Origin of the sequence: Streptomyces sp. NBC_00207 (assembly GCF_045160965.1) — a bacterium.
Classification (GTDB): domain Bacteria; phylum Actinomycetota; class Actinomycetes; order Streptomycetales; family Streptomycetaceae; genus Streptomyces.
Map to the genome: position 1 here is coordinate 5,844,801 of NZ_CP130715.1, position 25,949 is coordinate 5,870,749.

The 25,949-nt window shown below is 71.8% G+C and carries 18 protein-coding genes and 1 pseudogene; 12 read left to right on the forward strand and 7 right to left on the reverse strand.

Annotation, left to right across the window (positions count from 1 at the left end):
• Positions 1–28: 28 nt before the first annotated feature.
• The gene (locus tag OG472_RS27785; RefSeq protein ID WP_405942177.1) at positions 29–1,051 is read left to right on the forward strand and encodes an ATP-binding cassette domain-containing protein; all 1,023 of its coding nucleotides are present in this window, start codon (positions 29–31) and stop codon (positions 1,049–1,051) included.
• Positions 1,048–1,905 (forward strand): ABC transporter permease, encoded by an 858-nt coding sequence (locus OG472_RS27790; protein WP_401607047.1) that lies wholly within the window; start codon positions 1,048–1,050, stop codon positions 1,903–1,905. The genes OG472_RS27785 and OG472_RS27790 overlap by 4 nt, the downstream gene beginning before the upstream one ends.
• Before the next feature lie 143 nt (positions 1,906–2,048).
• On the opposite strand, the gene greA is transcribed toward OG472_RS27790, so the two are convergent.
• Together greA and OG472_RS27800 are read right to left on the reverse strand one after the other, a co-directional pair.
• Positions 2,049–2,546 carry a transcription elongation factor GreA gene (gene greA / locus OG472_RS27795; protein ID WP_030009952.1) on the reverse strand — a complete coding sequence of 166 codons (498 nt, stop codon included), beginning with the start codon at positions 2,544–2,546 and terminating at the stop codon, positions 2,049–2,051.
• A gap of 129 nt (positions 2,547–2,675) precedes the next feature.
• A complete protein-coding gene (locus OG472_RS27800) occupies positions 2,676–3,089 on the reverse strand; it encodes a DUF4307 domain-containing protein (protein WP_401607044.1) in 414 nt (137 codons plus the stop codon).
• A gap of 277 nt (positions 3,090–3,366) precedes the next feature.
• Between OG472_RS27800 and OG472_RS27805 the strand changes: the two are divergent.
• The 3 genes and pseudogenes from OG472_RS27805 (at position 3,367) to OG472_RS27815 (ending at position 5,577) form a co-directional block, all read left to right on the forward strand.
• Positions 3,367–4,372 (forward strand): annotated as a pseudogene (locus tag OG472_RS27805) (RNA-guided endonuclease InsQ/TnpB family protein).
• Positions 4,373–4,459: 87 nt separating this feature from the next.
• On the forward strand, positions 4,460–5,341 hold the full coding sequence (mca, locus tag OG472_RS27810) for a mycothiol conjugate amidase Mca (RefSeq protein ID WP_401607041.1): 882 nt from the start codon (positions 4,460–4,462) through the stop codon (positions 5,339–5,341).
• 2 nt (positions 5,342–5,343) lie between these two features.
• Positions 5,344–5,577 carry a hypothetical protein gene (locus OG472_RS27815; protein WP_383565472.1) on the forward strand — a complete coding sequence of 78 codons (234 nt, stop codon included), beginning with the start codon at positions 5,344–5,346 and terminating at the stop codon, positions 5,575–5,577.
• A gap of 612 nt (positions 5,578–6,189) precedes the next feature.
• On the opposite strand, the gene OG472_RS27820 is transcribed toward OG472_RS27815, so the two are convergent.
• The gene (locus tag OG472_RS27820; RefSeq protein ID WP_405831754.1) at positions 6,190–9,456 is read right to left on the reverse strand and encodes a tetratricopeptide repeat protein; all 3,267 of its coding nucleotides are present in this window, start codon (positions 9,454–9,456) and stop codon (positions 6,190–6,192) included.
• A 192-nt stretch (positions 9,457–9,648) separates the two neighbouring features.
• On the opposite strand from OG472_RS27820, the gene OG472_RS27825 reads away from it, so the two are divergent.
• The 6 genes from OG472_RS27825 (at position 9,649) to OG472_RS27850 (ending at position 19,493) form a co-directional block, all read left to right on the forward strand.
• A complete protein-coding gene (locus OG472_RS27825) occupies positions 9,649–10,437 on the forward strand; it encodes a DUF4344 domain-containing metallopeptidase (RefSeq protein ID WP_405942178.1) in 789 nt (262 codons plus the stop codon).
• A gap of 27 nt (positions 10,438–10,464) precedes the next feature.
• Positions 10,465–12,519 carry a thioredoxin domain-containing protein gene (locus OG472_RS27830; protein WP_405831756.1) on the forward strand — a complete coding sequence of 685 codons (2,055 nt, stop codon included), beginning with the start codon at positions 10,465–10,467 and terminating at the stop codon, positions 12,517–12,519.
• Positions 12,520–12,775: 256 nt separating this feature from the next.
• Positions 12,776–14,113 (forward strand): glycosyltransferase, encoded by a 1,338-nt coding sequence (locus OG472_RS27835; protein ID WP_405831758.1) that lies wholly within the window; start codon positions 12,776–12,778, stop codon positions 14,111–14,113.
• Entirely contained in the window at positions 14,110–15,819 is a 1,710-nt protein-coding gene (locus OG472_RS27840) for an ArnT family glycosyltransferase (RefSeq protein ID WP_405831760.1), read from the forward strand. The genes OG472_RS27835 and OG472_RS27840 overlap by 4 nt, the downstream gene beginning before the upstream one ends.
• Before the next feature lie 6 nt (positions 15,820–15,825).
• The gene (locus tag OG472_RS27845; protein ID WP_405831761.1) at positions 15,826–17,055 is read left to right on the forward strand and encodes a glycosyltransferase; all 1,230 of its coding nucleotides are present in this window, start codon (positions 15,826–15,828) and stop codon (positions 17,053–17,055) included.
• Positions 17,056–17,078: 23 nt separating this feature from the next.
• A complete protein-coding gene (locus OG472_RS27850; RefSeq protein WP_405831763.1) occupies positions 17,079–19,493 on the forward strand; it encodes a galactose oxidase-like domain-containing protein in 2,415 nt (804 codons plus the stop codon).
• 54 nt (positions 19,494–19,547) lie between these two features.
• On the opposite strand, the gene trhA is transcribed toward OG472_RS27850, so the two are convergent.
• Positions 19,548–20,261, reverse strand: a complete 714-nt coding sequence (trhA, locus tag OG472_RS27855; protein WP_401607018.1) for a PAQR family membrane homeostasis protein TrhA — start codon at positions 20,259–20,261, stop codon at positions 19,548–19,550.
• Positions 20,262–20,481: 220 nt separating this feature from the next.
• Here trhA and OG472_RS27860 point away from each other — a divergent pair, with 220 nt between their 5' ends.
• A complete protein-coding gene (locus tag OG472_RS27860) occupies positions 20,482–22,302 on the forward strand; it encodes a phosphoenolpyruvate carboxykinase (GTP) (protein ID WP_383565490.1) in 1,821 nt (606 codons plus the stop codon).
• Positions 22,303–22,527: 225 nt separating this feature from the next.
• Here the strand turns inward: OG472_RS27860 and OG472_RS27865 are convergent, their stop codons facing one another.
• The 3 genes from OG472_RS27865 to OG472_RS27875 are packed head-to-tail and all read right to left on the reverse strand — an operon-like array spanning position 22,528 to position 25,944.
• The gene (locus OG472_RS27865; protein ID WP_405831764.1) at positions 22,528–23,145 is read right to left on the reverse strand and encodes a hypothetical protein; all 618 of its coding nucleotides are present in this window, start codon (positions 23,143–23,145) and stop codon (positions 22,528–22,530) included.
• Complete coding sequence (locus OG472_RS27870) at positions 23,132–24,760, reverse strand: substrate-binding and vWA domain-containing protein (RefSeq protein WP_405831765.1); 1,629 nt, start codon at positions 24,758–24,760, stop codon at positions 23,132–23,134. The genes OG472_RS27865 and OG472_RS27870 overlap by 14 nt, the downstream gene beginning before the upstream one ends.
• Positions 24,757–25,944, reverse strand: coding sequence for a toxic anion resistance protein (locus tag OG472_RS27875; RefSeq protein WP_405831767.1), 1,188 nt, complete (start codon positions 25,942–25,944; stop codon positions 24,757–24,759). The genes OG472_RS27870 and OG472_RS27875 overlap by 4 nt, the downstream gene beginning before the upstream one ends.
• Positions 25,945–25,949: the final 5 nt, after the last annotated feature.

Below are 25,949 nucleotides of genomic sequence, written 5' to 3' on the forward strand. Positions count from 1 at the left end.
TGGCCCGATTCACACTGGGAGAATCCATATGCCAGGCGCTATCCACGCCGAAGGTCTGGTCAAGACCTTCGGCGATGTACGGGCTCTGGACGGCGTGGACCTCGATGTCCCCGAAGGCACCGTCCTGGGTCTGCTCGGCCCCAACGGTGCGGGCAAGACCACGACCGTGCGCGTCCTGACCACCCTCCTCCAGCCCGACAGCGGCAAGGCCGTCGTCGCCGGCATCGACGTACTCAAGCACCCCAACGAGGTCCGCCGGGCCATCGGCCTCTCCGGCCAGTTCGCCGCCGTCGACGAGTACCTGACCGGCCGCGAGAACCTCCAGATGGTCGGCCAGCTCTACCAGATGAAGGCCAGGGCCGCGAAGGCCCGGGCCGACGAACTGCTCGAACGCTTCAACCTCGGCGACGCCGCCGACCGCACCGCCAAGACCTACTCCGGAGGCATGCGCAGGCGCCTCGACCTCGCCGCCGCCCTCGTCGTCAGCCCGCCCGTCATGTTCATGGACGAGCCGACCACCGGACTCGACCCCCGCAACCGCCAGCAGCTGTGGGGGATCATCCAGGAACTGGTCGCCGGCGGCACCACCCTGCTGCTCACCACCCAGTACCTGGAGGAGGCCGACCACCTCGCCCACGACATATGCGTGGTCGACCACGGCAAGGTCATCGCCCGCGGCACCTCCGACCAGCTCAAGGCCCGTACGGGCGGCGAGCGCGTGGAGGTCGTCGTCCACGAGCGGGACCACATCGCCACCGCACGCGAGGTGCTCGCCGGCTTCGGCAAGGGCGAGACCACGGTCGAGGAGCACACCCGCAAGCTGACCGTGCCGGTGTCGGGCGGCGCCAAGCTGCTCGCCGAGGTCATCCGGGAACTGGACGGCCGCGGCATCGAGATCGACGACATAGGCCTGCGCCGCCCCACCCTCGACGACGTGTTCATCTCCCTCACCGGCCACGCGGCCGAGCAGGCGGGGGCGGACGAGAGCGGCGACGGCGACGGCCGCGAGGGCAAGGGCCGCAAGGCGGCCCGGAAGGAGGCGGCGAAGTGACCCTCACCTCCCCGACATCGGGCATCACGGCACCCCGCCCGCGCGGCGGCCTCGTCCAGGGCGTCAACGACTCCCTCGTGGTCGCCAAGCGGAACCTGATCCGCATGTCCCGGATCCCGGAGATGATCATCTTCGGCGTGATTCAGCCGGTCATGTTCGTCGTCCTCTTCAGCTACGTCTTCGGCGGCTCCATCAGCGTCGGCGGCAGCACCTCGCCCGCCGCCTACCGCGAGTTCCTGATGGCCGGCATCTTCGCCCAGACCGTCACCTTCGCCACCGCGGGCGCCGGCGCGGGCATCGCGGACGACATGCACAAGGGCCTGATCGACCGCTTCCGCTCCCTGCCCATGGCCCGCGGCGCGGTCCTCACCGGGCGCACCCTCGCCGACCTCGTCCAGACCACGCTCACCCTCTTCGTCCTGGCGGTCGTGGCCCTGATCGTCGGCTGGCGCACCCACACCAGCTTCGGCGAGGTCCTGGCCGGCTTCGGCCTGCTGCTCCTGCTCGGCTACGCCTTCTCCTGGATCGGCGCCCTGATCGGCCTGTCGGTGCGCACCCCGGAGGCGGCCACCTCGGGCGGGCTGATCTGGCTCTTCCCGCTCACGTTCATCTCGAACGCCTTCGTCCCCTCCGAGAACATGCCGCCCTTCCTGCGGACCATCGCGGAGTGGAACCCCTTCAGCGCCACCGTCCAGGCCTCCCGCGAGCTCTTCGGGAACCTCCCGGAGGGCTACCCGGTCCCGGACGCGTGGCCGATGCAGCACCCGATCACGGCGTCCATCCTCTGGTCGCTGCTGATCATCGTGGTCTTCCGGTCCCTCGCGGTCCGCAAGTACCGCTCGGCGACGGTGTAGGCCCGCGGGCCCTTACGTGGGGTGCCCGTACGTACGTCCGTACGGGCGTGCCCGCTCCGCACGACGATGCCCGGCCGGGAGAACCGAACCCGGCCGGGCATCGTGCGTGAAGCGGGAAAACAGAGAATGGAGACCGAGGGTGATCAGCCGGTGAAGGGCTTGACGTCCAGGATCTTGACCGAGGCCTTCTTGCCGTTCGGCAGCTCGTACTCGGCGTCCTCGCCGATCGCCTTGCCCAGCACACCGCTGCCCAGCGGGGACTGCGGGGAGTAGGTCTCGAAGTCCGAGGACGCGTACTCGCGGGAGGCCAGGAGGAACTCCATGGTGTCGTCCTCGTCGCCGTCGAAGGCGATCTTGACGAGCGTGCCGGGGGCGACGACGCCGTCGGACGCGGGCGCGGTGCCGACCTTGGCGTTCTCCAGGAGCTGCGTGAGCTGGCGGACCCGGAGCTCCTGCTTGCCCTGCTCCTCCTTGGCCGCGTGGTACCCGCCGTTCTCGCGCAGGTCGCCCTCCTCGCGGGCGGCTGCGATCTTCGTGGCGATCTCCGTGCGGGCAGGACCAGAGAGGTAGTCCAGCTCCGCCTTCAGCTGGTCGTACGCCGCCTGGGTCAGCCAGGTGACGCTTTCGCTCGTCTGGGTCACGGGTGCTCCTCGTCGGTACAGGGGACTACAAAGCCGCCAGCGGCGGACGAAACCACGAGCCTAACAATTCGGGAAGAAAAGGGGGAGGACCCCAGAGGCTCATTGCCCCGTCGGCCGCGTCGTCAAGCCTCAGCGGGCGGAACCCGCCGGCTGGCAGCCGACCAGCTCGATCATCGTGGCACGGCTCGTCGTCCTGAGGGAGACGACCTCGTCCACCCGGCTCTCGGGCTGGGCGAAGGTGAAGTCGGCGCGGCCCACCTCGCCGTGCCCCTTGTCCTGCGAGCTCAGGGAGCAGACCCCGGTGACCGAGGCATCCTTGCGGACCTCCAGGTGCACCTTGACCTCGGTGTCCGAAATCACCTGGAACTTGATCACCTCGGCGCTCACGCTCTGCCCCGCGACGTAGTCCCAGCCGATCCAGCCGACCACACCCAGCAGCACGGCACCCAGCGCCGACCCGACGATCTTGAGCTTCCGGTCCGCACGCTCGTCCGCCGACCGGCCGTACCGGCCCTCGGGCAGTCCCTCGCGCACCGCGCTCATGATCGTTTCCTCTCGGTGGGGGCATCCCGTCCCGCCCCGGTCCGGTCGCCTGGTATCTGGAGCATGCCATGGCCCTGCGACCCGAGAGGAATCGGATCGACGTCGAACGCGCGATGCAATTTTTCGTTCACTCGTTCGTTTGGGGTGGTCGGGCTTGCCGGGACACCGGCGGACGGCCGCCCTTAAGTTCGTCACGTGACGGCATGGACGGGAGGCGGAGAGGCGGGGCTCCCGGTTCACCTTCCGGCTTCGTGCGTCGTCCACGGCCACGTCGGCCCTGCTCGCGGAGTGGGGCCGGACCCGGTGGGTGTGGAATCAGTGCGTCGCCGGGTCTCGGGCGGCGCACAAGGCTGGGAAGACCTCTGGTCCGGCACGGCTGGACGGCTTGCTGACTGGCTGGTGGGGTGAGCACGAGTGGCTGCGCGGCGGAGCTTCTGTACCGCAGCAGCAGCTCATCCGGGACTTCGCCAAGGCGCGTACCAAAGCCTGAGGATGGTCGTCTGCACCTGGCGGGCGGCATATCGCTGTCGGTGGTTTGGTCGCGACAGCTGCCCTCTGATCCCTCCAGCGTCCGCGTCTACCAGGACGGTCTCGGCCACTGGTACGCGTCCTTCGTCGTCCAGGCCCGGCCACAGCCACTCCCCGAAACGGGTGCGGCGATCGGTATCGACTGGGGCGTGAAAGATACCGCGACCACCACCAGCGACTCTCATGACCTCCCGCATCCGGAACACGGGGAGAAGGCGTCCGGGAAGCTGGCCGGGTACCAGCGGATGATGGCCCGCCGGAAGCCCGCGCGCGGCACGGTCATGTCGAAGGGCTACCGCGCGGCGAAGCGGCAGGCCGCGAAGGTACACAAGAAGGTCGCACGGCAGCGCCAGGACACCGCCCGCAAGTGGGCCAAGCGCGTCGTGACGGACTTCGATCGGATCGCGGTGGAGGACTTCCGCCCGAAGTTCCTCGCCAAGTCGACCATGGCCCGCAAGGCCGCCGACGCAGGCGTTTCGGCGACCAAGCGTGAGCTGATCAACATGGCGCGCAAGCACCGGCGCACGATCCACTTGGTGCACCCTGCGCACACCACCATGGACTGCGGGCGGTGCGGGGCGAGAGCCAAGCACGCACTGCCGCTGTCGGAACGTACCTACACCTGCACCGCGTGCGGAGCCGTCTCACCCAGGGACAAGAACTCCGCGCACGTGATGTTGGTCCGGGCTGGTCTCAACCCGGCTGGCGCCGATCGCGTGAGACTCGACCGTCAGCAGGGCGATCGAGCAGCGTGAGTCAGGAATCCCCCCTCGTCGTCGATTGCTGAGAGGAGGAGTCAATATAGAAGCCGACCGTCGCGCCGAATCGCAGAGGATCCTGTCTTGACCGAGCAGCTTCGACTGATGGCCGTCCACGCCCACCCCGACGACGAGTCGAGCAAGGGCGCGGCCACCATGGCCAAGTACGTGTCCGAGGGGGTTCCGGTGCTGGTCGTCACCTGTACCGGTGGCGAGCGCGGCTCCGTGCTGAATCCCAAGCTCCAGGGCGACAAGTACATCGAGGAGAACATCCACGAGGTGCGCGCCAAGGAGATGGACGAGGCGCGCGAGATCCTCGGCATCGAGCAGGAATGGCTCGGCTACGTGGACTCCGGGCTTCCGGAGGGTGACCCGCTGCCGCCGCTGCCCGAGGGCTGCTTCGCGCTCGCGGACGTCCACGAGGCCGCCGGGGAACTGGTGAAGAAGATCCGCGCCTTCAAGCCGCAGGTCGTCACCACGTACGACGAGAACGGCGGCTACCCGCACCCCGACCACATCATGACCCACAAGATCACGATGGTGGCCTTCGACGGCGCGGCCGACACCGAGAAGTACCCCGAGGGCGAGTTCGGCCCCGCCTACCAGCCGCAGAAGCTCTACTACAACCAGGGCTTCAACAAGCCGCGCACCATCGCCCTGCACGAGGCACTGCTCGCGCGCGGCATGGAGTCCCCCTACGGGGAGTGGCTGGAGCGGTGGAAGGAGTTCGAGCGCAAGGAGCGGACCCTGACCACCCACGTGCCCTGCGCGGACTTCTTCGAGATCCGTGACAAGGCGCTCATCGCGCACGCCACGCAGATCGACCCGGACGGCGGCTGGTTCCGCGTTCCCATGGACGTCCAGAAGGAGGTCTGGCCCACCGAGGAGTACGAGCTCGCGAAGTCGCTCGTCGACACTTCCCTCCCCGAGTCCGACCTCTTCGCGGGCATCCGGGAGAATGCGTAGCTATGAGCGCTACGCAGGCAGCACTGACCCAGCTCCTCCCGCTGGCGGGTGACACCTTCGACAAGAACAAGGTGACGCCCGGCATCCTGGGGTTCATCGTGTTCGCGGCCCTCGCCCTGGGGGTGTGGGCCCTGATGAAGTCCATGAACCGGCACATGGGCCGGGTGAACTTCCAGGAGGCCCCCGAGCCGGCGGCCCCGGCCGCAGCCCGGGGCGAGGACGCCTCCCGGGCGTAGCCCCGCCCGCTGGTCGCAACCGCCGCCCGCGAAAATCGCGCGGGCGGCGGGCCTCGCCGTACGTACGGCCCTGCGGGCCGCGCGGACCGCGTTGCCGTGCGGACCGGTCGGCCCGGCGCCCGTCCCGGCCCGCCGCACCGCCTTACCGGGCGCACCGGCCCCGCCGCGCTTACGCCTTGCCCGGGCCACGCCTGGCCCGGGCGTGCCGGTCCGCCGTGCAGCGCTTGGCCGTGTGTCGCCGCCGCGCGGACTTCCTTGCCGGGCGCACCGGCGCGCCGGGTGCACCGTTCCGCCGCGCGCACGCCTTGCCCAGGCCACGCCTTGCCCGGTCGCGTCGGCCCGCCGTGCAGCGCTTGGCCGGGTGTCGCCCGACGCACGGACTTCCTTGCCGGGCGTCCCGGCCCCGCCGCGCGCACTGGCGGCCGGGTTGTACCGCTCCGCCGCGCGCACGCCTTGCCCGGGCGCGTCGGCCCGCCGCGCAGCGCTTTGCCGGGCGTCTCGGCCCGCCTATGCCGGCCGGCCTCGTCGGGTGTGGGCTTACGCCCCGTGAGGGCCCGCTCCGCCGGGTTCGCGCCCGGACCCCGGCGGTGAGGCGTCGGCGCCGGTGGTCGCTCAGTCCGCCGGCGGGACGCCCATGATCTCCCGCGAGTGCAGGTTCGGGACCAGGCCGAGCCGCCACGCCTGCCAGCCCTCCGACGGGTCCACGCCCCGGCCCAGGATCACCCCGTACGTCTCCAGGCAGTCCTCCAGCCGGCCGTCCCGCGCCGGATGCGCCGACTGCGCCAGCCGGGCCAGCTCGGCCCGCGCCTCCTCCGGGGCGCCCGGCACCGCGTACGGCAGCATCGTGCACCGCAGGAAGCGGGCCCAGTCCTCCCCGCGCCGGTCCCCGTACGAGATGAACAGCCGGACCGCCTCCTCGCACAGGCCGACGGCCTGCGACAGCCGCCCGTTGCCCGCGTCGATCACCGCCAGCTCCAGGCACGTCCACGCCTCGCCGTGGGCCAGCCCGATCCGCCGGAAGTCCGCCCGTGCGTCGACGAGCAGCTGGCGGGCGAAGCCGGAGTTGCGCAGGTTGCCCGTCTGGGCCGCACGCTGGTCGCGCGTCACCCGGCCCGAGTGGTGGCGCGCGTGGGCCAGCCCGTACACGTCCCGCATCCGCGAGAACATCGTCCGGGCCCGCTCCAGCTCCCGTACCGCCCGGTCGCGCTCGCCGGTCTCCTCCAGGGCCTGCCCGAGGTAGTACTGCGTCCACGCCTCGCCGCGCGCGTCCTCCGCCTCCCGGTGCCGGGCCAGCGCCTCCCGCAGCCGTTCCACCGCCGGACCCGGATCCCCGTCCACCACCCGGGCCCGGCCCAGCTGGGTCAGCGCCCAGGCCTGGCCGCGGTCGTCGCGGGTGCGCCCGTACAGGTCGAGGGCCAGACGCAGTTCCTCCTCCGCCCGCGCCACGTCGCCGAACCGCAGGTGCACCTGGCCCAGCTGGAAGTGCGCCCACGCCTCGCCGTGCACGCTCTCGCTCTCCCGGTGCAGGGCCAGCGAGGCCTCCAGCAGTCGCGTCGCCTCCGCCAGGTGCGCCAGGTCCCGCTCCACCGCCGCCAGCGCGTGCAGGCCCCACGCCCGGTCGCCCGCCAGCTCCGGCGGTTCCTGGAGCACGAGCGCCTCGCGGATGCGTGCCGCGGCCTCCGGCAGGTTGCCCTGGTGGTGCAGGGTGATGCCGAGGGAGACCAGGGCCATCGCCGCCCCCGCCTCCTGGTGGGCCTCCATGTACTGGTCCACCACCGAGGTCAGCGTGGTGCGCGCCTTGTCGAGCTCGCCCAGCTGGCGCGCCGCGATACCGGTACGCCACTGCACCGACCGCACCAGCCGCCCCTGCTGCCCCTGCTGTCCTTCCAGCCCCTTCTGGCCTGCCTCCACGGCCTGGGTGAGCTCGTCGATCTCACCGAGCCGGTACAGGTCCCCGCGCAGCAGGCAGAAGTCGCACAGCGCGCCGAGCAGGTCGAGCACCGCCTGCTGGTCCACCCCGTCCGAGTGCCGCAGCGCCGCCGTGATGAAGCTCGACTCGTCGTCCAGCCAGCGCAGTGCCGCGTCCAGCGAGACGAAGCCGTGGCCGCCGAACTGGTTCGCCCGCGTCGACATCTTCCCGTCGACCATCCGGATCACCGAGTCCGCGAGCTGCGCGTAGTTGCGGATGAGCCGTTCGTGCGCCGCCGCGGCCGCGGCCCGGTCCTCGTCCGCGGCCAGCCGCCGTGCCGCGTACGCGCGCACCGCGTCGTGCATCCGGAACCGCTGGCCGCGCACCCGCTCGATCAGCCCGGCCTCCCACAGCTCCTCCAGCGTGCGCAGTGCCGCCTGCTCCGGTACGTCGGCCAGCGCGGCCGCCGCCGCACCGCCGAGGGAGGCCCGCCCGGCCAGCGGCAGGCGCCGCAGCAACTGCCGCGCGGGTTCGGCGAGGCGGGCGTCGGCGGCGCGCAGGGCGGCCTCCACCGGGTGCGCGGCGCCGTCCGCTGCCGGTACCGCGCCGTCACGGACCAGCGGGGCCAGCATCCGCAGGGCCAGGGGCAGCCCGCCGCTCAGCCCGACCACTTCGGCAGCGGCGCGCTCCCGCGCCTCGGCCCCGGCCGGGGCCGCCCCGACCAGCTCCGCCCCGACGAGCTCCGCCGCCTCGTCCGCCGCCAGCCGCTCCACCGGCAACTGGTACACCCACGCCGGCAGGTCCGCGGGCAGCTCCAGCGGCTCCCGCGCCGTCACCAGCACCAGGCTCTCGGAGCGCTCCGGAACCAGCACCCGCACCTGCGCCGCGTCCACCGCGTCGTCCAGCAGCACCGTCACCGGCAGCCCCTGGAGGTGCTGGTGGTACAGCTCGCCCAGGCGCCGCACCTGCTGCTCGGCCGAGGCGCCCTCGCGGAACAGCAGCTGCTCGCGGGGCGCCCCCAGCCGGTTCATCAGGTGCAGCAGGGCCTCCCGCGTCGACAGCGGGGCCCCGCCGGGCTCCCCGCCGGTGGACCCGCCCCGCAGGTCCACCACGCACGCGCCCCGGAACTGGTCCCGCAGTGCGTGCGCCGCCCGCAGTGCCAGGGCCGTGCGGCCCACCCCGGGCTCGCCGTGGAGCACGACGACCACCGGGCGGGTCTCCGTGCTGGCGCGTGCCGCCTGTACCCACTGGGCGATCCGGGTCAGCTCGGCGCGCCGGCCCGCGAACGGGCCCGCCGGTTCCGGGAGCTGGCCGAAGGAGTGCTCCAGCGCACTGCGCCGCCGGGCCTCCGCGCTGCGGTCCGTGCCGCGCAGCAGCGGAGTGGCCAGGGCCGCGGGCCGGGCCGCCGGCCGCGCCGCGCGCGCCGCCGTGGCCACCGCGCGCTGCTGCTCCAGGAAGGGACGGATCCCGCGTACCTCCAGCGCCGACAGCCACTGCAGTTTCAGCTGCTCCGGCCCGCCGGGGCGGCCCAGTTCGCCGGCCCGCCGGTTCGCGGCCGGCAGGTGCAGGGCCGTCACCTTCGCCACCGTGGCGACCGCGCCCGCGATGCCCACGACGGCGCCGACGGTCAGGGCCGTGCCGGCCGCGACACCGAAGGACAGGTCCGCCCCGATGGCGGCGGCCGCGGCGACCGCCGTCACGAGCGCCGCCGTCGAGGTGTTGCCCCGGCGGAAGGCCTCGCCGAGCGACTCGTCTCCGGCCGCCGCCTCGTCCAGGGCCCGTACGTACGCCTCGTACTCGGGCGCCGCACTCGCGGCGAGCGCGTCCAGGGCTTCCTTGCCCCGCGCCAGCAGCGCGGCTCTGTCCACCGCCGCGCCCGCCGCACCCTGGGCACCCGCCGCCCGGCGGGCCGCCTCGTCCACGGCCCGTCCCAGCAGCTGCTCGGCCTCACCTCGATGGCTGTCCCGCATCGGCATCCCCCTCAGAGAGCTCCGGTCGGTCGATTCCCAAGTGTCGTGCGTGAGAGACGCGAACGCGAGGGAATCTGAGCGAGATCAGAGCTAACTGGAGTGAAAGGGACCGTAATTGACGGACCCTGAGAAGCTCCGGGCGTGGGCCGGGAGGGCCGCCGCGGCCGGTGCCGGGGCCCGTACGCTGGACCGGTGATCCGACGGTGGGGGACCCTGGCGCTGTGCGCGGCCGCGCTGCTGCCGGTGTCGGCCGGATGCGTGCCGCAGGGGCCGGCGCCGGTGGACGGTTTCGAACTGCGCTACGAGAAACCGGCGGCCGCCGACCGGGCCGAGTACCGCTTCCTGCGGGACCGGGCGGTCGCCGACCCCGTGCTCGCCGACCTCAACGGCCATCTCGTCCTCCCGTACGGGATCACCGTCGTCGCCCGCTCCTGCTCCGGCGAGGGAACCGGCTACGACCCCGCCGCACACCGCATCGAGCTCTGCTACGAAGACCTGGCCGAGGAACGCGCGCTGTTCGAGCGGTCGGGCTCCCCCACCTCCGACGAGGAACTCGCCGAAGTCGTACGGGAGACGCTCTACCACGAGGCCGGCCACGCCCTCGTGGACGTGCTGGACCTCCCGGACAAGGGGGCCCGCGCCGAGGAGGACGCCGCCGACGACTTCGCCCGGCTGATGCTGCTGCGCGGCCGCCCGGAGGGCGAGGAGACCCTCCTGACCGCCGCCCGCGCCTACGACCTCGCGGCGGCCGCCCCCGCCCCGGCCCCGGAGGTCCCGATGGACCCCGAGGGCCTCGAGGAGGCCGAGGACGAACACGCCCCGCCCGCCGCCCGCGCGGAAGCCCACCGCTGCGCCGTCCACGCCGAGGCCCCCACCCGCCACCCGTCCCTCGCCACCCCGTCCCGCGCGACCTGCGCCGTCACCTGGCCCCGCACCCGCGACGCCTGGAACCGCGACCTGGCCCCGATCCTGCGGCGGTGATCCGATCCCGTGCGGCAGGATGGGATCATGCCGAACCGCCTCGCGAACGAGACCTCGCCGTACCTGCTCCAGCACGCCGACAACCCCGTCGACTGGTGGCCGTGGTCGCCCGAGGCCTTTGCCGAAGCGCGGGAACGCGGGGTGCCCGTCCTGCTGAGCGTCGGCTACAGCAGCTGCCACTGGTGCCACGTGATGGCGCACGAGTCCTTCGAGGACGAACTGGCCGCCGCCTACCTCAACGAGCACTTCGTCAACATCAAGGTGGACCGCGAGGAGCGCCCCGACGTCGACGCCGTCTACATGGAGGCCGTGCAGGCCGCCACCGGGCAGGGCGGGTGGCCCATGACCGTCTTCCTCACCCCGGACGCCGAGCCGTTCTACTTCGGGACCTACTTCCCGCCCGAGCCCCGGCACGGGATGCCCTCCTTCATGCAGGTCCTCGAAGGCGTGCGGACCGCCTGGGTGGGGCGGCCCGAGGAGGTCGCCGAGGTCGCGCAGCGGATCGTACGGGACCTGGCCGGGCGGGAGTTGGACTACGGGAAGGCCGGCACCCCCGGGCCCGAGGAGCTCGCGCAGGCGCTGCTCGGGCTGACGCGGGAGTACGACGCCGTGCGCGGCGGGTTCGGCGGCGCGCCGAAGTTCCCGCCGTCCATGGTGCTGGAGTTCCTGCTGCGCCACCACGCCCGCACCGGGTCCGAGGGCGCGCTGCAGATGGCCGCCGACACGTGCGAGGCCATGGCCCGGGGCGGCATCTACGACCAGCTCGGCGGCGGGTTCGCGCGGTACTCCGTGGACCGGGAGTGGGTCGTGCCGCACTTCGAGAAGATGCTCTACGACAACGCGCTGCTCTGCCGGGTCTACGCCCACCTGTGGCGGACCACCGGGTCGGACCTCGCGCGCCGGGTCGCGCTGGAGACCGCCGACTTCATGGTCCGGGAACTGCGCACCGACCAGGGCGGCTTCGCCTCCGCGCTGGACGCCGACAGCGAGGACCCGGTCAGCGGCGCGCACGTGGAGGGGGCGTACTACGCCTGGACCGCCGCCCAGCTGCGCGACGTACTGGGGGAGGCCGACGGTGAACTGGCCGCTGCCTACTTCGGGGTGACGGAGGAGGGGACCTTCGAACACGGGAAGTCCGTGCTGCAGCTCCCGCAGGACGGGCCCGTGGTGGAGGCGGGCAGGCTCGCCGGCATCAAGGAGCGGCTGCTGGCCGAGCGGGGCGGGCGGCCCGCGCCCGGCCGCGACGACAAGATCGTCGCCGCCTGGAACGGGCTGGCGATCGCCGCGCTCGCCGAGTGCGGGGCGTACTTCGAGCGGCCGGACCTGGTGGAGCGGGCCACCGAGGCCGCCGATCTGCTGGTGCGGGTGCACCTGGACGGCAAGGCGCGGCTCGCCCGGACCAGCAAGGACGGTCACGTCGGCCCGAACGCCGGGGTGCTGGAGGACTACGGCGACGTCGCGGACGGCTTCCTCGCGCTGGCGTCCGTGACGGGCGAGGGCGTCTGGCTGGAATTCGCCGGGTTCCTCGTCGACCTGGTCCTGGACCAGTTCACGGCCGAGGACGGGTCGTTGTACGACACGGCGCACGATGCCGAGCGGCTCATCCGCCGGCCGCAGGACCCGACCGACACGGCCGCCCCGTCCGGGTGGACGGCCGCCGCGGGCGCGCTGCTGTCGTACGCCGCGCACACCGGGTCGCAGGCCCACCGGACGGCGGCCGAGCGGGCGCTCGGGGTGGTGCACGCGCTCGGTCCGCGCGTGCCGCGCTTCATCGGGCACGGGCTGTCGGTCGCCGAGGCGCTGCTGGACGGGCCGCGCGAGGTGGCGGTCGTCGGGCATCCGGAGGATCCGCTGCTCGCGGTGCTGCACCGGACGGCGTTGCTGGGAACGGCTCCTGGTGCGGTGGTGGCGGCGGGTCTGCCGCGTGCGGCGGACGGCAGCGGCGGCGAGTTCCCCCTTCTTGCCGAGCGCACACTCGTGCGCGACCTTCCGACGGCGTATGTCTGTCGACATTTCGTCTGCGCGCGGCCTACGACAGATCCGGTCGAACTGGCGGAGCAGTTGGGCACGGTTCGCCCCTGAACCGGTCGGAGTACCGTCAATTCCGGTTGTCGTACACCAGTTCAGAAACGCGCCAGTTATCTGTGCTGCGCCTGAATGTCATGTTCACTGCCTAATCTCGTGTCGTTCGTGAGTCACCGTTTCGGCAGTCACCGGGATGGCGCACTGGGGGGTGCGCGCAAGGGGGAAGCGGGAGCAGCGGGCCGGGGGGCCCGCCGTGCGCTCCCGGGGGGAATGCTGATCGCCGCCGGGGGGCGGCGGGTCTGTGGGGGACATTTTGTACACATCTGTGTTCATTGTTGTCATTTCGCTGGCGCTCTTCTGGATGGCCGCATTCACGCTCTGGTGGCAGATGCACGCGTGGCGGACCCCCGAGGTACTCGCCTCAACCCGCTTCGACCGCCCCGACGGGGAGGGCCGCCTGGCCTTCTCCCTGCTGCTGCCCGCCCGCCACGAGCAGGCGGTCCTGGAACACACCATCGACCGGCTCCTGGAGTCGAGCCACACCGACTACGAGATCATCGTGATCGTCGGGCACGACGACCCCGAGACCGCAGCCGTCGCCGAACGGGCCGCCGCCCGCGAGCCGGCCCGCGTCCGGGTCGTCGTCGACCACCACGAGACGAAGAACAAGCCGAAGGCCCTCAACACCGCCCTGCCGTCCTGCCGCGGTGACATCGTCGGGGTCTTCGACGCCGAGGACCAGGTCCACCCCGAGCTGCTCGCCCACGTCGACCACGCCTTCCGCTCCACCGGCGCCGACGTGGTCCAGGGCGGGGTCCAGCTCATCAACTTCCACTCCAGCTGGTACAGCCTGCGCAACTGCCTGGAGTACTTCTTCTGGTTCCGCTCCCGGCTGCACCTGCACGCCGAGAAGGGCTTCATCCCGCTCGGCGGCAACACCGTCTTCGTCCGCACCGAGGTGCTGCGCGAGGCCGGCGGCTGGGACCAGAACTGCCTCGCCGAGGACTGCGACCTCGGGGTGCGCCTGTCGTCGGTCGGCAAGAAGGTCGTCGTCGCCTACGACTCCGACATGGTGACCCGCGAGGAGACGCCCGGCTCGCTGATCAGCCTGCTCAAGCAGCGCACCCGCTGGAACCAGGGGTTCCTCCAGGTGTACCGCAAGAAGGACTGGCAGCAGCTGCCGGGACGCGGCCAGCGCTGGCTCGCCCGCTACACGCTGATGACGCCCTTCATGCAGGCCGCGTCCGGTGTGATCATCCCGATCAACTTCGCCGTCGCGGTCTTCCTCGACGTACCGGTCGGCATCGCGATCATCACCTTCCTCCCCATGATCACGGCGATGGTGACCTTCGTCTTCGAGATCGTCGGCCTGCACGACTTCGGCCGGCAGTACGGCCTGCGCGTCCGCTTCGTGCACTACCTCAAGCTCGTCGTCGGCGGCCCCTTCTACCAGGTGATGCTCGCGGGCGCCGCGATCCGCGCCGTCTGGCGCGAGCAGCGCGGCCGCAACGAGTGGGAACTGACGAGCCACACCGGCGCCCACCTGACGGCCGCGACCGCCGCGACCGCCGTGAGTGCGATCCCCGCCGCCGCCTCCGCCTCCCCCTCAGCCTCCGCCTCCACCGCGATCCGAGAGGACAGCCGCCAGTGACCGCCACCCTGCCCACGGCCACTGATCCCAAGCCGGAGACCCTCACCGTCCCCGCCCAGCGCAGCCCCGCCGGGGGACTCGGCGTCCGCCCCGCCGCTCCCGTCCGGCCGCTCGTGCGGTTCCGCTCCTCCCGCCCCGACCTGCTGCTGTGCGGGGCGCTGCTGCTCGTGATCCTGCTCGTCCAGGGCTGGAACATCACCGACTTCCCGACGCTGAGCGACGACGAGGGCACCTACCTCGCCCAGGCGTGGGCCGTCCAGCAGGGCGACGGCCTCGCCCACTACACGTACTGGTACGACCATCCGCCGCTCGGCTGGATCCAGGTCGCGGGCCTGACGTACCTGCCGTCCCTCTTCGTGCCCGACTGGATGACCGTCGCGCCGATGCGGTTCTCGATGCTCGCCGTCTCCGCCGCCGGCTCCGTGCTGATGTACGTCCTCGCGCGCCGGCTGTGGCTGCCGCGCTGGGCGGCCGGGCTGGCGATGGCGCTCTTCGGGCTGTCCCCGCTCGCCGTCGTCCTCCAGCGCGAGATCTTCCTCGACAACCTCGCCGTGATGTGGATGCTGCTGGCGTTCTGCCTCGCCGCGTCGCCGAGCCGGCACCTGTGGCACCACTTCGGGTCCGGGCTGGCGGCCGCCACCGCCGTCCTGACCAAGGAGACGATGCTGGTGGTGCTCCCGGCGCTGCTGGTGACGATGTGGCGGCACAGCCACCGCGACACCCGCAAGTTCGCCGTCACGGGAGCCATCACCGCCTGCGCGCTGATCGGGCTCTCGTACCCGCTCTACGCCCTCCTCAACAGCGAACTGCTGCCCGGCTCCGGACACGTCTCGCTCATCGACGGCATCACCTACCAGATGAGCCGCCCCGGCTCCGGCTTCATCCTCGACGCCGGGACCGGCTCGAACGGCGTGCTGCGGTCCTGGCTGTACTACGACACCGTCCTGCCCCTCGGCGGGCTGGCCGGCGCCCTCCTGCTGCTGGCGACCCTCCGCTGGTCGGTCACCGCCCGCGCGCTCGCCGGCCCCGCGCTCGCCGCCGTCATCCTCGCCGCCGTCGCGATGCGGCCCTCCGGCTACCTCCCGGCGATGTACGTGATCCAGGCGCTGCCGTTCCTCGCCCTCGTCCTCGCCGGGGGCGCGGCGAGCATCACGCACGCCGTGCTGCGCCGCCGCCGCGGCCCGGGGGAGCGCAGGGCGCAGGTGTGGGCGCGCTGGGCGGTGCTCTGCGTCCTCGCCGCGTCCGCCGCGGTGTACGTGCTGCCGCGCTGGTACGACGGCAACCGCACGGCGCTCACGGCCGACGCGAACGCCCCGTACCGGCAGGCCGCGGCCTGGCTCGGCAGCGAGGTCGAGGATCCGGCACGGACCAGGGTGCTGCTCGACGACGCGCTCTGGCTGGACGCCGTGCACCACGGCTTCGAGCCGGGTCCGGGCGCCATCTGGTTCTACAAGGCCGACCTCGACCCCGCCGTCACCAAGACCCTGCCGCGCGGCTGGCAGGACATCGACTACGTGGTCTCCTCGCCCACGGTGCGCCGCGACGCGGTGGACCTGCCCACCGTGAAGGCCGCGCTGGAGCATTCGAGCGTGGTGGCCGTCTTCGGGTCGGGCGAGGACCGCATCGAGATCCGCCGGACCGACCGGACCGCCGGGACCGACAGCGCCGCCGGGACCGACCGCGCCGACCGCACGAGTGGGAGCTGAGTCACCATGAGCGAGGACCTGTGGTCCCTCCATGCCCCGATCGATGCGGAGCTTGCCGCTCCGCAGGCCCTGACCGGCAGCGTCACCCTGATCATCCCCACCTTCAACGAGTCCGGGAACGTGGCCGAGTTGCTGCGCCGGCTCGGTGACGCCCTCCCCGACCACCTGCCCTGCGCGGTGCTGTTCGTGGACGACTCCACGGACGACACCCCCGCCGCCATCGAGAAGGCGGCCGCCGACCACCCCTTCCCGGTGTCGGTCCTGCACCGGGAAGTGGCCGAGGGCGGCCTCGGCGGCGCCGTCGTCGAAGGGGTGAAACGGGCGGACACCGACTGGATCGTCGTCATGGACGCCGATCTCCAGCACCCGCCCCACCTGGTGCCCGAACTCGTCGGCGAGGGGATGCGCACCGGCGCCGACCTCGTGGTCGCCTCCCGCTACATCAGCGGCGGCAGCCGGGCCGGCCTCGCCGGGAGCTACCGCATCGCCGTCTCCCGCGGCGCGACCTGGCTGACCAAGGGGCTCTTCCCGCGGGCGCTGCGCGGGATCAGCGACCCGATGAGCGGCTTCTTCGCGATGCGCCGCTCGGCCGTCACCGCGGACGCGCTGAAGCCGCTCGGCTACAAGATCCTGCTGGAGCTGGCGGTGCGCTGCCGCCCGGGCAAGGTCGCCGAGGTGCCCTTCGTCTTCCAGGACCGCTTCTCGGGGGAATCCAAGTCGACCGCGCGCGAGGGCATGCGCTTCCTCACCCACCTCGCCTCGCTGCGCTCCGCGACCCCACTGGCCCGCATGATCGGTTTCGGGCTGATCGGGCTCTCCGGCTTCGTCCCGAACCTGGGCGCGCTGTGGCTGCTCACGGGCGCCGGGATGCACTACCTCCCCGCCGAGATCATCGCCAACCAGGCGGGGGTCCTGTGGAACTTCCTCCTCATCGAGACCCTGCTCTTCCGCGACCGCCGCCGGCACCGCCACTGGGCGGACCGGGTCGGGCGTTTCGCCCTGCTGGCCAATGCCGATCTGCTGCTGCGCATCCCGTTGATCGCGGTGTTCGTCGCCAGGTTCGGGATGGAGGTGCTGCCCGCCACCGCTCTCGCGCTGGTCACCACCTTCGTGCTGCGCTTCGCGGCCACCGAGGCCCTCGTCTATCTGCCGCGCACGTCGCGCGGCTCGCGCACGCCGGGCCAGTCGCGCACCCCGGGCGCCCCGCTCAAGACGGGCCGCCACTCCAGGAGTTGAGCCGCACAGAAGGGATCCTTTCCATGCGTCTGACGATCCGGCGGAGGGCCGGGCGGCGGGCCGCCCTGCTCGCCGTCGGGGCGATGACCGCGGGCCTGCTGCTCACCGCACCGCAGCAGGCCACGGCCGGTCCGCCCAATCTGCTCTCCAATCCCGGCTTCGAGACGGCCGGCCCGGCCGGCGCCGACATGCCGTCCTGCTGGTCCAAGTCCGGCTGGGGCGACAACGACTTCTCCTTCGCCACCGTGGCCGAGGCGCACACCGGCACCAAGGCGATGAAGGTCTCCCTCACGCGCCGGGTGGAGGGCGACCGCAAGGCCCTGGTCACCGAGAACAGCACCTGCGCCCCGACCGTCACGCCGGGGAAGCAGTACGACCTGTCCGCCTGGTACAAGTCGGACACCCCCGACGTGTCGGTGACGGTGTTCCGCCGCGACACGACGGCGGGCTGGCAGTACTGGACCGACCTGCAGAACCCGCCCGTCAGCGCCGCCTGGGCGCGCACGGAGGTCCGTACGCCGGCCGTGCCGCCCAACACCGACAAGATCGCGTGGGGCCTGTCGGTCTACGGGGTGGGCACGCTCACCACCGACGACTACGCGCTGGAGGAGGTGGGCGCGGTACCGCCGCAGCCGGCCTGCTCGGGTACGGCGGAGGAGTGCGCCAAGGGCAAGTGGGAGGTGATCCCGGCCAAGAACCCGGTGCGTTCGATGCACGCCGTCGTGCTGAAGAACGGCAAGGTGCTGCTGATCGCCGGCTCGGGCAACGACATCGCCCAGTTCAACGCGGGCACCTTCACCTCGGCCGTCTACAACCCGGCGAACGGCACCTTCAAGACGATCCCGACGCCGGTGGACATGTTCTGCGCGGGCCACGTGCAGCTGGCGGACGGCCGGGTGCTGGTGATGAGCGGCAACAAGGGGTACCCGTCCGGCGACGGCAGGATCGGCTACCAGGGGCTCAAGGACAGCTACGTCTTCGACCCGGTGACCGACGCCTACACGAAGACGAACGACATGAACGGCGGGCACTGGTACCCGTCGGCGACGATCCTCGGCAACGGTGACGTGATCTCCTTCGGCGGGCTGAAGGAGGACTCCACGGGCAACGTGACCGCCGAGAAGTTCTCGGCGGCGCAGAACAAGTGGCTGCCGATGAACGAGGTCAACCAGACCTGGTCGTACTGGGGCCTGTACCCGTCGATGATCCTCATGCAGGACGGGCGGCTCTTCTACTCGGGCAGCCACACCTTCGGCAACGGCACCCAGGGCACCGGCGCCTCGGTCTACAACTACGACGCCAACACCATCACCGACGTGCCGGGCCTGCGGAACAAGGACCAGCGCGACGAGTCGGCGAGCGTGCTGCTGCCCCCGGCGCAGGACCAGCGGGTCCTGACCATCGGCGGCGGCAACAACGAGACCAACCCGGCCGCGAACCGGATCACCGACATCATCGACCTGAAGAAGCCCAGCCCCGGCTACACGGCCGGCCCGGACCTCCCGCAGGGGCTGGTCGACACGGGCACGGGCAAGCGGCCGCAGACCGGGGCCGAGGGCAAGATGTACGTCTCGGCGGTGCTGCTGCCGGACGGCAAGGTGCTGGAGACCGGCGGCGCGCTGCACGACCGGGCCGACCCGGTCTTCGAGGCCTCCTTCTTCGACCCGACGACCAACACCTACCAGCCGGGCCTGGCCACCGACCCGATCCCGCGGACCTACCACTCGGCGTCCTTCCTGATGCCGGACGGCAGGGTCATGTCGGTCGGCGACAATCCGGGCAACGGCACCTACAACCACAACGTGTCGATCTACACCCCGCCCTACCTCTTCAAGGGCGCCCGCCCGCAGATCACCTCGGTGATCGACACGCAGTGGGTGTACGGGGACACGCAGCGGATCACCGTCAACCGCCCGATCGCCAAGGCGGAGCTGATCCGTCCGGCGGCGGTCACCCACTCCTCGGACCCGAACCAGCGGTTCGTGGACCTGCCGATGACCGTCAACGGGAACAACATCGACCTCAACGTCACGAGCAACCCCAACCTGGCGCCGCCCGGCTGGTACATGCTCTTCGCGGTCGACGCGAACGGCGTCCCGTCGCTGGCGACCTGGGTGCACCTGGGCGGCCCGGCCGCCCTGGCGGCCGCCCAGGAGCAGCCGTCCGCGCACGAGCACTCCTTCGCGGACAAGCTGGGGCCCGCCAAGCAGAACCCGGCCAAGCGGGACTCCGTACCGGTCGCGCCCAGCGTGGCCGGCTGCGACCGGCACTACGGGACGGTCAACGTGTGCGTGCCGACCCGCTTCCCGGCCGAGGTGAAGGAGACGGCCAGGGCCCGCTGTGACTGGCTGGCCTCGCACCAGTACCCGAAGCGGCTGAAGGTCAACGGCAGCGACCCGCTGCGCCTCGACCCCGACCGCGACGGCTACGCCTGCTGAACGCAACGGGAAGGGGCCCGGCCGCGCACTCGCGGCCGGGCCCCTTCGCCGGGTTCAGTGCTGGTACGCGGCGAGCGAGATGCCGACGTAGTGGGCCACGAAGGCCGCGAGGGTCAGGGAGTGGAAGACCTCGTGGAAGCCGAAGAAGCGGGGTGAGGGATTGGGCCGCTTCATGCCGTAGATGACCCCGCCCACGCTGTAGAGGAGGCCGCCGACGATCACCAGGACCAGGACGGCGATGCCGCCGCTGCGCATGAAGTCGGGCAGGAAGAAGACCGCGGCCCAGCCCATGGCGATGTAGCACGGGGTGTAGAGCCAGCGCGGGGCGCCGACCCAGAAGACGCGGAACGCGATGCCGGCGGCGGCCGCGATCCACACCGCCCACAGCAGGGTCCGCCCGGTGGAGGGCGGGAGCAGCAGGACGGTCAGCGGCGTGTAGGTGCCCGCGATGATCAGGAAGATGTTGGCGTGGTCGAGCCGGCGCAGGATGGCCTCGCCGCGGGGCCCCCAGGTGCCCCGGTGGTAGACGGCGCTCACGCCGAAGAGCAGGCAGGCCGTGAGGACGTAGACCCCGCAGGCCACCCGTGCCCGGGTCGAGTCGGTGAAGGCCATGAGCGCCAGGCCGGCGATGACCACGGCGGGGAACATCCCGAGGTGCAGCCAGCCGCGCAGCAGCGGCTTTTCCTCCAGGGCGGTCTCGGCCGCCTCCAGGGCCTCGACTACCGGTGTGGCCTCGGCGGCCGGGACGGCGGCGGGGTCAGAAGTCATGGTCGCCATGCTACCTACGGGTCCGTAGGTTTCCGCCGATCGTCTTTACGGAAGATTGACGGACGTGGCAATGCTCACGTGAGAGGCCCTCTGGACATATGCGCACATCCACCGGATGATCAGATGAGTGCGGTCGGCACCGGATGAGCGGAGCGCGAAGCGTCCGGGTCGCAGCCCCCACGGGGCAAACACCAAACACACCCCTCAACAAGGAGCAATCGTGGCGCGCGACAACGCGGCTCCCACCATCCCTACGACTCACCAGGAGCTGATCTCCTGGGTGGACGAGATCGCAGCCCTCACCCAGCCGGACCGCGTCGTCTGGTGCGACGGCAGCGAGGGCGAGTACGAGCGCCTGTGCGAGGAGCTCGTCGCCAAGGGAACGTTCAAGAAGCTCGACGAGACGAAGCGCCCGAACTCGTACTACGCCGCCTCCGACCCCTCCGACGTCGCGCGCGTCGAGGACCGGACCTTCATCTGCTCCGAGAAGGAAGAGGACGCGGGCCCGACCAACCACTGGAAGGCTCCTTCCGAGATGAAGGAGATCTTCGCGGGGGAGCAGGGCATCTTCCGCGGCTCCATGAAGGGCCGGACGATGTACGTCGTCCCGTTCTGCATGGGCCCCCTCGGCTCCGAGCTCTCCGCGATCGGCGTCGAGATCACCGACTCCGCCTACGTCGCCGTCGCCATGCGCACCATGACCCGCATGGGCAAGCCCGTCCTGGACGAGCTCGGCACCGACGGGTTCTTCGTCAAGGCCGTCCACACCCTCGGCGCTCCGCTCGCCGAGGGCCAGGAAGACGTGCCGTGGCCGTGCAACACCACCAAGTACATCTCGCACTTCCCGGAGAGCCGCGAGATCTGGTCCTACGGATCCGGCTACGGCGGCAACGCCCTGCTCGGCAAGAAGTGCTACGCCCTGCGCATCGCGTCCGTCATGGCCCGCGACGAGGGCTGGCTCGCCGAGCACATGCTGATCCTCAAGCTCACCCCGCCGCAGGGTGAAGCGAAGTACGTCGCGGCGGCGTTCCCGAGCGCCTGCGGCAAGACCAACCTGGCCATGCTGGAGCCCACGATCCCCGGCTGGACCGTCGAGACCATCGGCGACGACATCGCCTGGATGCGCTTCGGCGAGGACGGTCGCCTCTACGCGATCAACCCCGAGGCCGGCTTCTTCGGCGTCGCGCCCGGCACCGGCGAGCACACCAACGCCAACGCCATGAAGACCATGTACGCGAACACCGTCTTCACCAACGTCGCGCTCACCGACGACGGCGACGTGTGGTGGGAGGGCATGACCGAAGAGGCGCCCAAGCACCTCATCGACTGGAAGGGCAACGACTGGACTCCGGACTCGGAGACCCCGGCCGCCCACCCCAACGCCCGCTTCGCCGTCCCGGCCTCCCAGTGCCCGACGATCGCCCCCGAGTGGGAGGACCCCAAGGGCGTCCCGATCTCCGCGATCCTCTTCGGCGGCCGCCGCGCCTCCGCCGTGCCGCTGGTCACCGAGTCCTTCGACTGGAACCACGGCGTCTTCATCGGCTCGAACATCGCCTCCGAGAAGACCGCCGCCGCCGAGGGCAAGGTCGGCGAGCTGCGCCGCGACCCCTTCGCCATGCTGCCGTTCTGCGGCTACAACATGGGCGACTACATGGCCCACTGGGTCAAGGTGGCCGCGGACAAGGACCAGGCCAAGCTCCCGAAGATCTACTACGTGAACTGGTTCCGCAAGAACGACGCGGGCAAGTTCGTGTGGCCCGGCTTCGGCGAGAACAGCCGCGTCCTGAAGTGGATCGTCGAGCGCCTCGACGGCACCGCCGAGGGCGTCGAGACCCCCATCGGCATCCTGCCGACCAAGGACTCCCTCGACCTCGACGGCCTGGACCTCCCGGCCGCCGACCTCGACTTCCTCCTCACGGTCGACAAGGAGGTCTGGCGCGAGGAGGCCGCCCTGGTCCCCGAGCACCTGAACACCTACGGCGACCACACGCCGAAGGAACTGTGGGACCAGTACCACGCGCTCGTCGAGCGCCTGGGCTGAGCCCGAGCCCGACAACGGGCCAATGAACGTGGGAGCCCCCGACCAAGCGGCGCCCACCGCTGTGGGAGCCCCCGACCAAGCGGTTCCCACCGCACCACCGGCCCGGGTGCACGAACACCCGGGCCGGTAAACGAGAGGGCGCCCGGCGGGATTTCCCGCCGGGCGCCCTCCCGCGTCCGCCGACCGCTGTTCCGCGGCCCCGTCGCGGATCCGGCAGCAGCCGGATCAGGACCGGCCGCGGTCCTCCAGGTAGGTCGTGTGCGTCTGCTGCCGCAGCGCCTCCGCCTCGCGGAGGGTCGCCGTCACGCGTTCCGCCTCCTCGAAGAGCGCCGCCAGCTGCCGCTCCAACTGCTGCTCGGGGGAATCGCCGCCGGGCGAGAGCCGCGCCCACCACCGGGTCCGGTTGTAGGTGTCCACGCACTCCGGCACGTCCTGCCGCACCGCCCGGGACACCGTGTGCACCGACTCCGCATCAGCGGCCAGGACCTCCGCCACCCACCCCGGATCGAGCAGGGCCTCGTAGAACTCCAGGAGCTCGGCGAGCTTGCCCGCGGCGGCCGCCGGCAGCTCCACCTCCGCCAGGTACACGCGCAGCCGCCCGAAGTCCTCCCGTACGACCCCGAGTTGCTCGGCGGGGTCCGGGTGGTGCGGCGGCGCCACCCGCTCCGGCGGGGCGATCAGCGCGCCCGCGCCGTACAGCCCGGCGACCACCAGCGGCCAGTACGCGCCCGCCACCCCGGCCAGGGTGAGGACCAGCCCGGCCACCCCGCAGGCGGAGCCCGCCAGGTTCTTCTTCGACTCCAGGTAGCCGAGCACCCGGCCGCCGGGCCTACTGGTAGCCACGGATCTCCTCGAAGGCTCCGGCCAGCGAACCGCCCCCAGCTACCGCTGGGGGGACCCCCACACCGGTGGCGTCGAAGAGCCGCCCGCCGGTCAGTTCGGTGATGTGGGTGAGCTCCTTGCGGTCCGAGTCCCCGAACAGCACCGCGAAGACCGGGGTCTGCTTCTGCGCCTCGGGCAGGGCCGCGTAGAAGGAGTCGAAGTGCCTGGCCCCGACCCCCTCGGTGTTCTCCCCGTCCGTCATCAGCACGATCGAGGTGAACGCGTCCGCGCCGCCCTTGCCGAGGTGCTGGTAAGCCGCCTCCAGGCTGCCGTAGACCGCCGTACCCCCCTCCGGCTCCAGCGACTTCACGTCGCCCCGGATCGCGTCCAGGGCCGGCCCCGGGTTGCCGGGCTCGACGACGTGCGTGCGCACCTTCTTCACCTTCGACCCGAAGGGCAGCAACGTCACCTCCTCACGGTCGCGGAACCGCTGCCCCGTGCCCGAAGTCCCGCTGCCCGTCAGATCGGTGAGCGCCGACTTCAGCCGCCCGATGCGGTCCTCCTCGCCCATCGAACCCGAGGTGTCCAGCACGTACACCGTCCGCGAGGGCCGGCGCAGCTCGTTCTCGTACGAGGCCAGCAGCCCGTCCGCGACCGAACGCGAGCCCGGGAAGGGCAGCTCGTGCCGCTTCTCGGGATCCAGCCCGGCGGCCGGCGTCACCCCGGCCGCGACCGGCCGGCGGAAGGTCTGCTCGGTGATCGCCTTCTGCGCCTCGGGGCCGCGCAGGTAGTCCGTCAGCGCCCGCCCCGCATCGCGGGCCCCCTCCGGGGCCGAGGTCAGCAGGGTCAGCGGGTAGTGCGCGGTGACCACGCCGTCGCGCGGCCGGATCACCGTCAGCGGCGCCTTCACGTCCTTCGCGTCCCGGTTCATGGACAGCAGCACCGACTCGTAGTTCACCAGCGCGTCCACGTCACCGCGCCTGCCGTACGCGGTCGCCAGCCAGCCGGAGGAACCCGAGGTCAGCTTCTGCCCGGCGAAGAACTCCTTCAGCTTGGGCTGGGCCGTCTTCACGTCGGCCTCGCTCAGCGCCGCCTGCGCGCCCGACAGCCCCGACGCCACCGAGACCAGGGCGGAGAAACCGGAGTTGGAGCGCACCGGGTCCGTCATCCCGTACGTCAGCTTCCCGCCGGCCACCGCCTCGTGCACCGCCGACCAGGTCACCTCGCCGGGCTTCCAGCCCAGCCGGGCCAGCGCCTCCGGCTTCACGCCGACGGCCACCGGCGATGACATCACCGGGGTCTCGCTGGACAGCTTCCCGGCGGCCTCGGGCCGCAGCCGCAGGTAGTCGTTGGAGGACAGCCAGATCGCGTCGTACTTCCCGTCGGCCTTCCCCGAGGCGATCTGCTCGACCGCGTCCAGGGTCCCGGACGCGGTCAGGTCGACCGTGACCCCGGTGGCGGCCTTCGCGGCCTTCAGCACGGGCTCCATGTCGGAGAGCTCACTGGAGGCCAGCACCCGCAGGTGCCCCTCCCTGTACCTCGACTCCGCAGGCCTGGCCGGGCCCTCGGAGGTACAGGCCGTCGCCGTGGCGAGCGTGGCGAGTGCGATCAGCGCACCGGTCCAGCCCCGCCTCACCGGGCACCGCCTTCGAGCGCGCTCGCGGTGCGGGTGCGGGCCAGGTACGCCGAGGCGGTCTGCAGCTCCCCGGCCAGGGACTCCACGGTCGCGGCCATGTTCTCCGCGGCCTGCACCTTGAAGGTGTCGATCGCGTCGAGCGTCTTGTAGATCTGGGCGAAGGCCGTCCGCAGGGTCTCCGCCCCCACCGCCGGATCGGCCGCGATCCGCTGGATCTCGCCGCTCTGCGTGGACAGCATCTCCGCGTTGCCCCGGATCAGGTCCTCGGTGGTCCCCTTCAGGGCGTTGACCTGCTCGATCACCTTGCGCTGGTTGTCGAGGGCCGCGGCCAGCATGACCGCGATCCGCAGCGCCGAGACGGTGGTGGTGGCGGCCCGGTCCACGCCCTTGATCAGCTCGTCGTTGTTGCGCCGGACCACGTCCATCGCCAGGTAGCCCTGCGCGCAGACGGCCAGTTGGGTCAGCAGGTCCTGGTGCTTCTGCCGGACCGGGAAGAGCACGTCCGCGCGCAGCGCGTCGGCCGCCTGCGGGTCGGTGTGCTCCGCCTCGGCGATCCGCTGCCCGACGGCCCCGTCCAGGGCCTCGGTGAGGACGGCGTACTCCTGGAGCTTGCCCATGGTCTCCCACAGGCGGGCCCGCTCGGTGTGCAGGGCCGCGTTGTCGCGGCGCAGCTCGTCCTGGCCGCTGCGCAGCGAGCCCACGATCTTGTTCAGCGTGGCCTGCGAGGAGGCGTACTTCGCCACGTGGTCGCGGAACCTGTTGCCGCCCGGCAGCTTCGCCAGCAGCTTCCCGAGCCCCTTGCCGGGGGTGTCCCGCGGGTCGAGGTCCTCGACGGTGCGGCGCAGTTCGACGAGGGAGCCGGCGACGCGGGCCTGGGCGTCGCCGCCGCCGTCCGCGCCGAGGGAGCGTACGGTCCGCTCCAGCATCCGGTTGGACTGCTGGGCGGCGCTGCGCATGTCGGCCGCGCCGAGCCCGGCGATCTCGCCGATGCGGTGCGCGAACTCGGGGGAGCGGGTGTCGATCCCGGCGAGCGAGCCGACGTACTCACCGGCCCGGCGGGCCATCTCGTCGTGTACGCCGTCCTGCAGCGGGACCAGCCCGGAGGCCTGCTCGCGGCGGACGGGCGGGACCGGCTCGGGCGCGCTGAGGACGAACGTGCCGTCCTCGGGAGGTGTCAGTGTCATGGTGT

What these genes read in the sequence shown, in the direction of transcription:
- OG472_RS27785 (WP_405942177.1), top strand. Translation starts at nt 29, where the DNA reads ATGCCAGGCGCTATCCACGCCGAAGGTCTGGTCAAGACCTTCGGCGAT.
- OG472_RS27800 (WP_401607044.1), bottom strand. Translation starts at nt 3,089, where the DNA reads ATGAGCGCGGTGCGCGAGGGACTGCCCGAGGGCCGGTACGGCCGGTCG.
- OG472_RS27815 (WP_383565472.1), top strand. Translation starts at nt 5,344, where the DNA reads ATGAGCGCTACGCAGGCAGCACTGACCCAGCTCCTCCCGCTGGCGGGT.
- OG472_RS27820 (WP_405831754.1), bottom strand. Translation starts at nt 9,456, where the DNA reads ATGCGGGACAGCCATCGAGGTGAGGCCGAGCAGCTGCTGGGACGGGCC.
- OG472_RS27830 (WP_405831756.1), top strand. Translation starts at nt 10,465, where the DNA reads ATGCCGAACCGCCTCGCGAACGAGACCTCGCCGTACCTGCTCCAGCAC.
- OG472_RS27845 (WP_405831761.1), top strand. Translation starts at nt 15,826, where the DNA reads ATGAGCGAGGACCTGTGGTCCCTCCATGCCCCGATCGATGCGGAGCTT.
- OG472_RS27850 (WP_405831763.1), top strand. Translation starts at nt 17,079, where the DNA reads ATGCGTCTGACGATCCGGCGGAGGGCCGGGCGGCGGGCCGCCCTGCTC.
- trhA (WP_401607018.1), bottom strand. Translation starts at nt 20,261, where the DNA reads ATGACTTCTGACCCCGCCGCCGTCCCGGCCGCCGAGGCCACACCGGTA.
- OG472_RS27875 (WP_405831767.1), bottom strand. Translation starts at nt 25,944, where the DNA reads ATGACACTGACACCTCCCGAGGACGGCACGTTCGTCCTCAGCGCGCCC.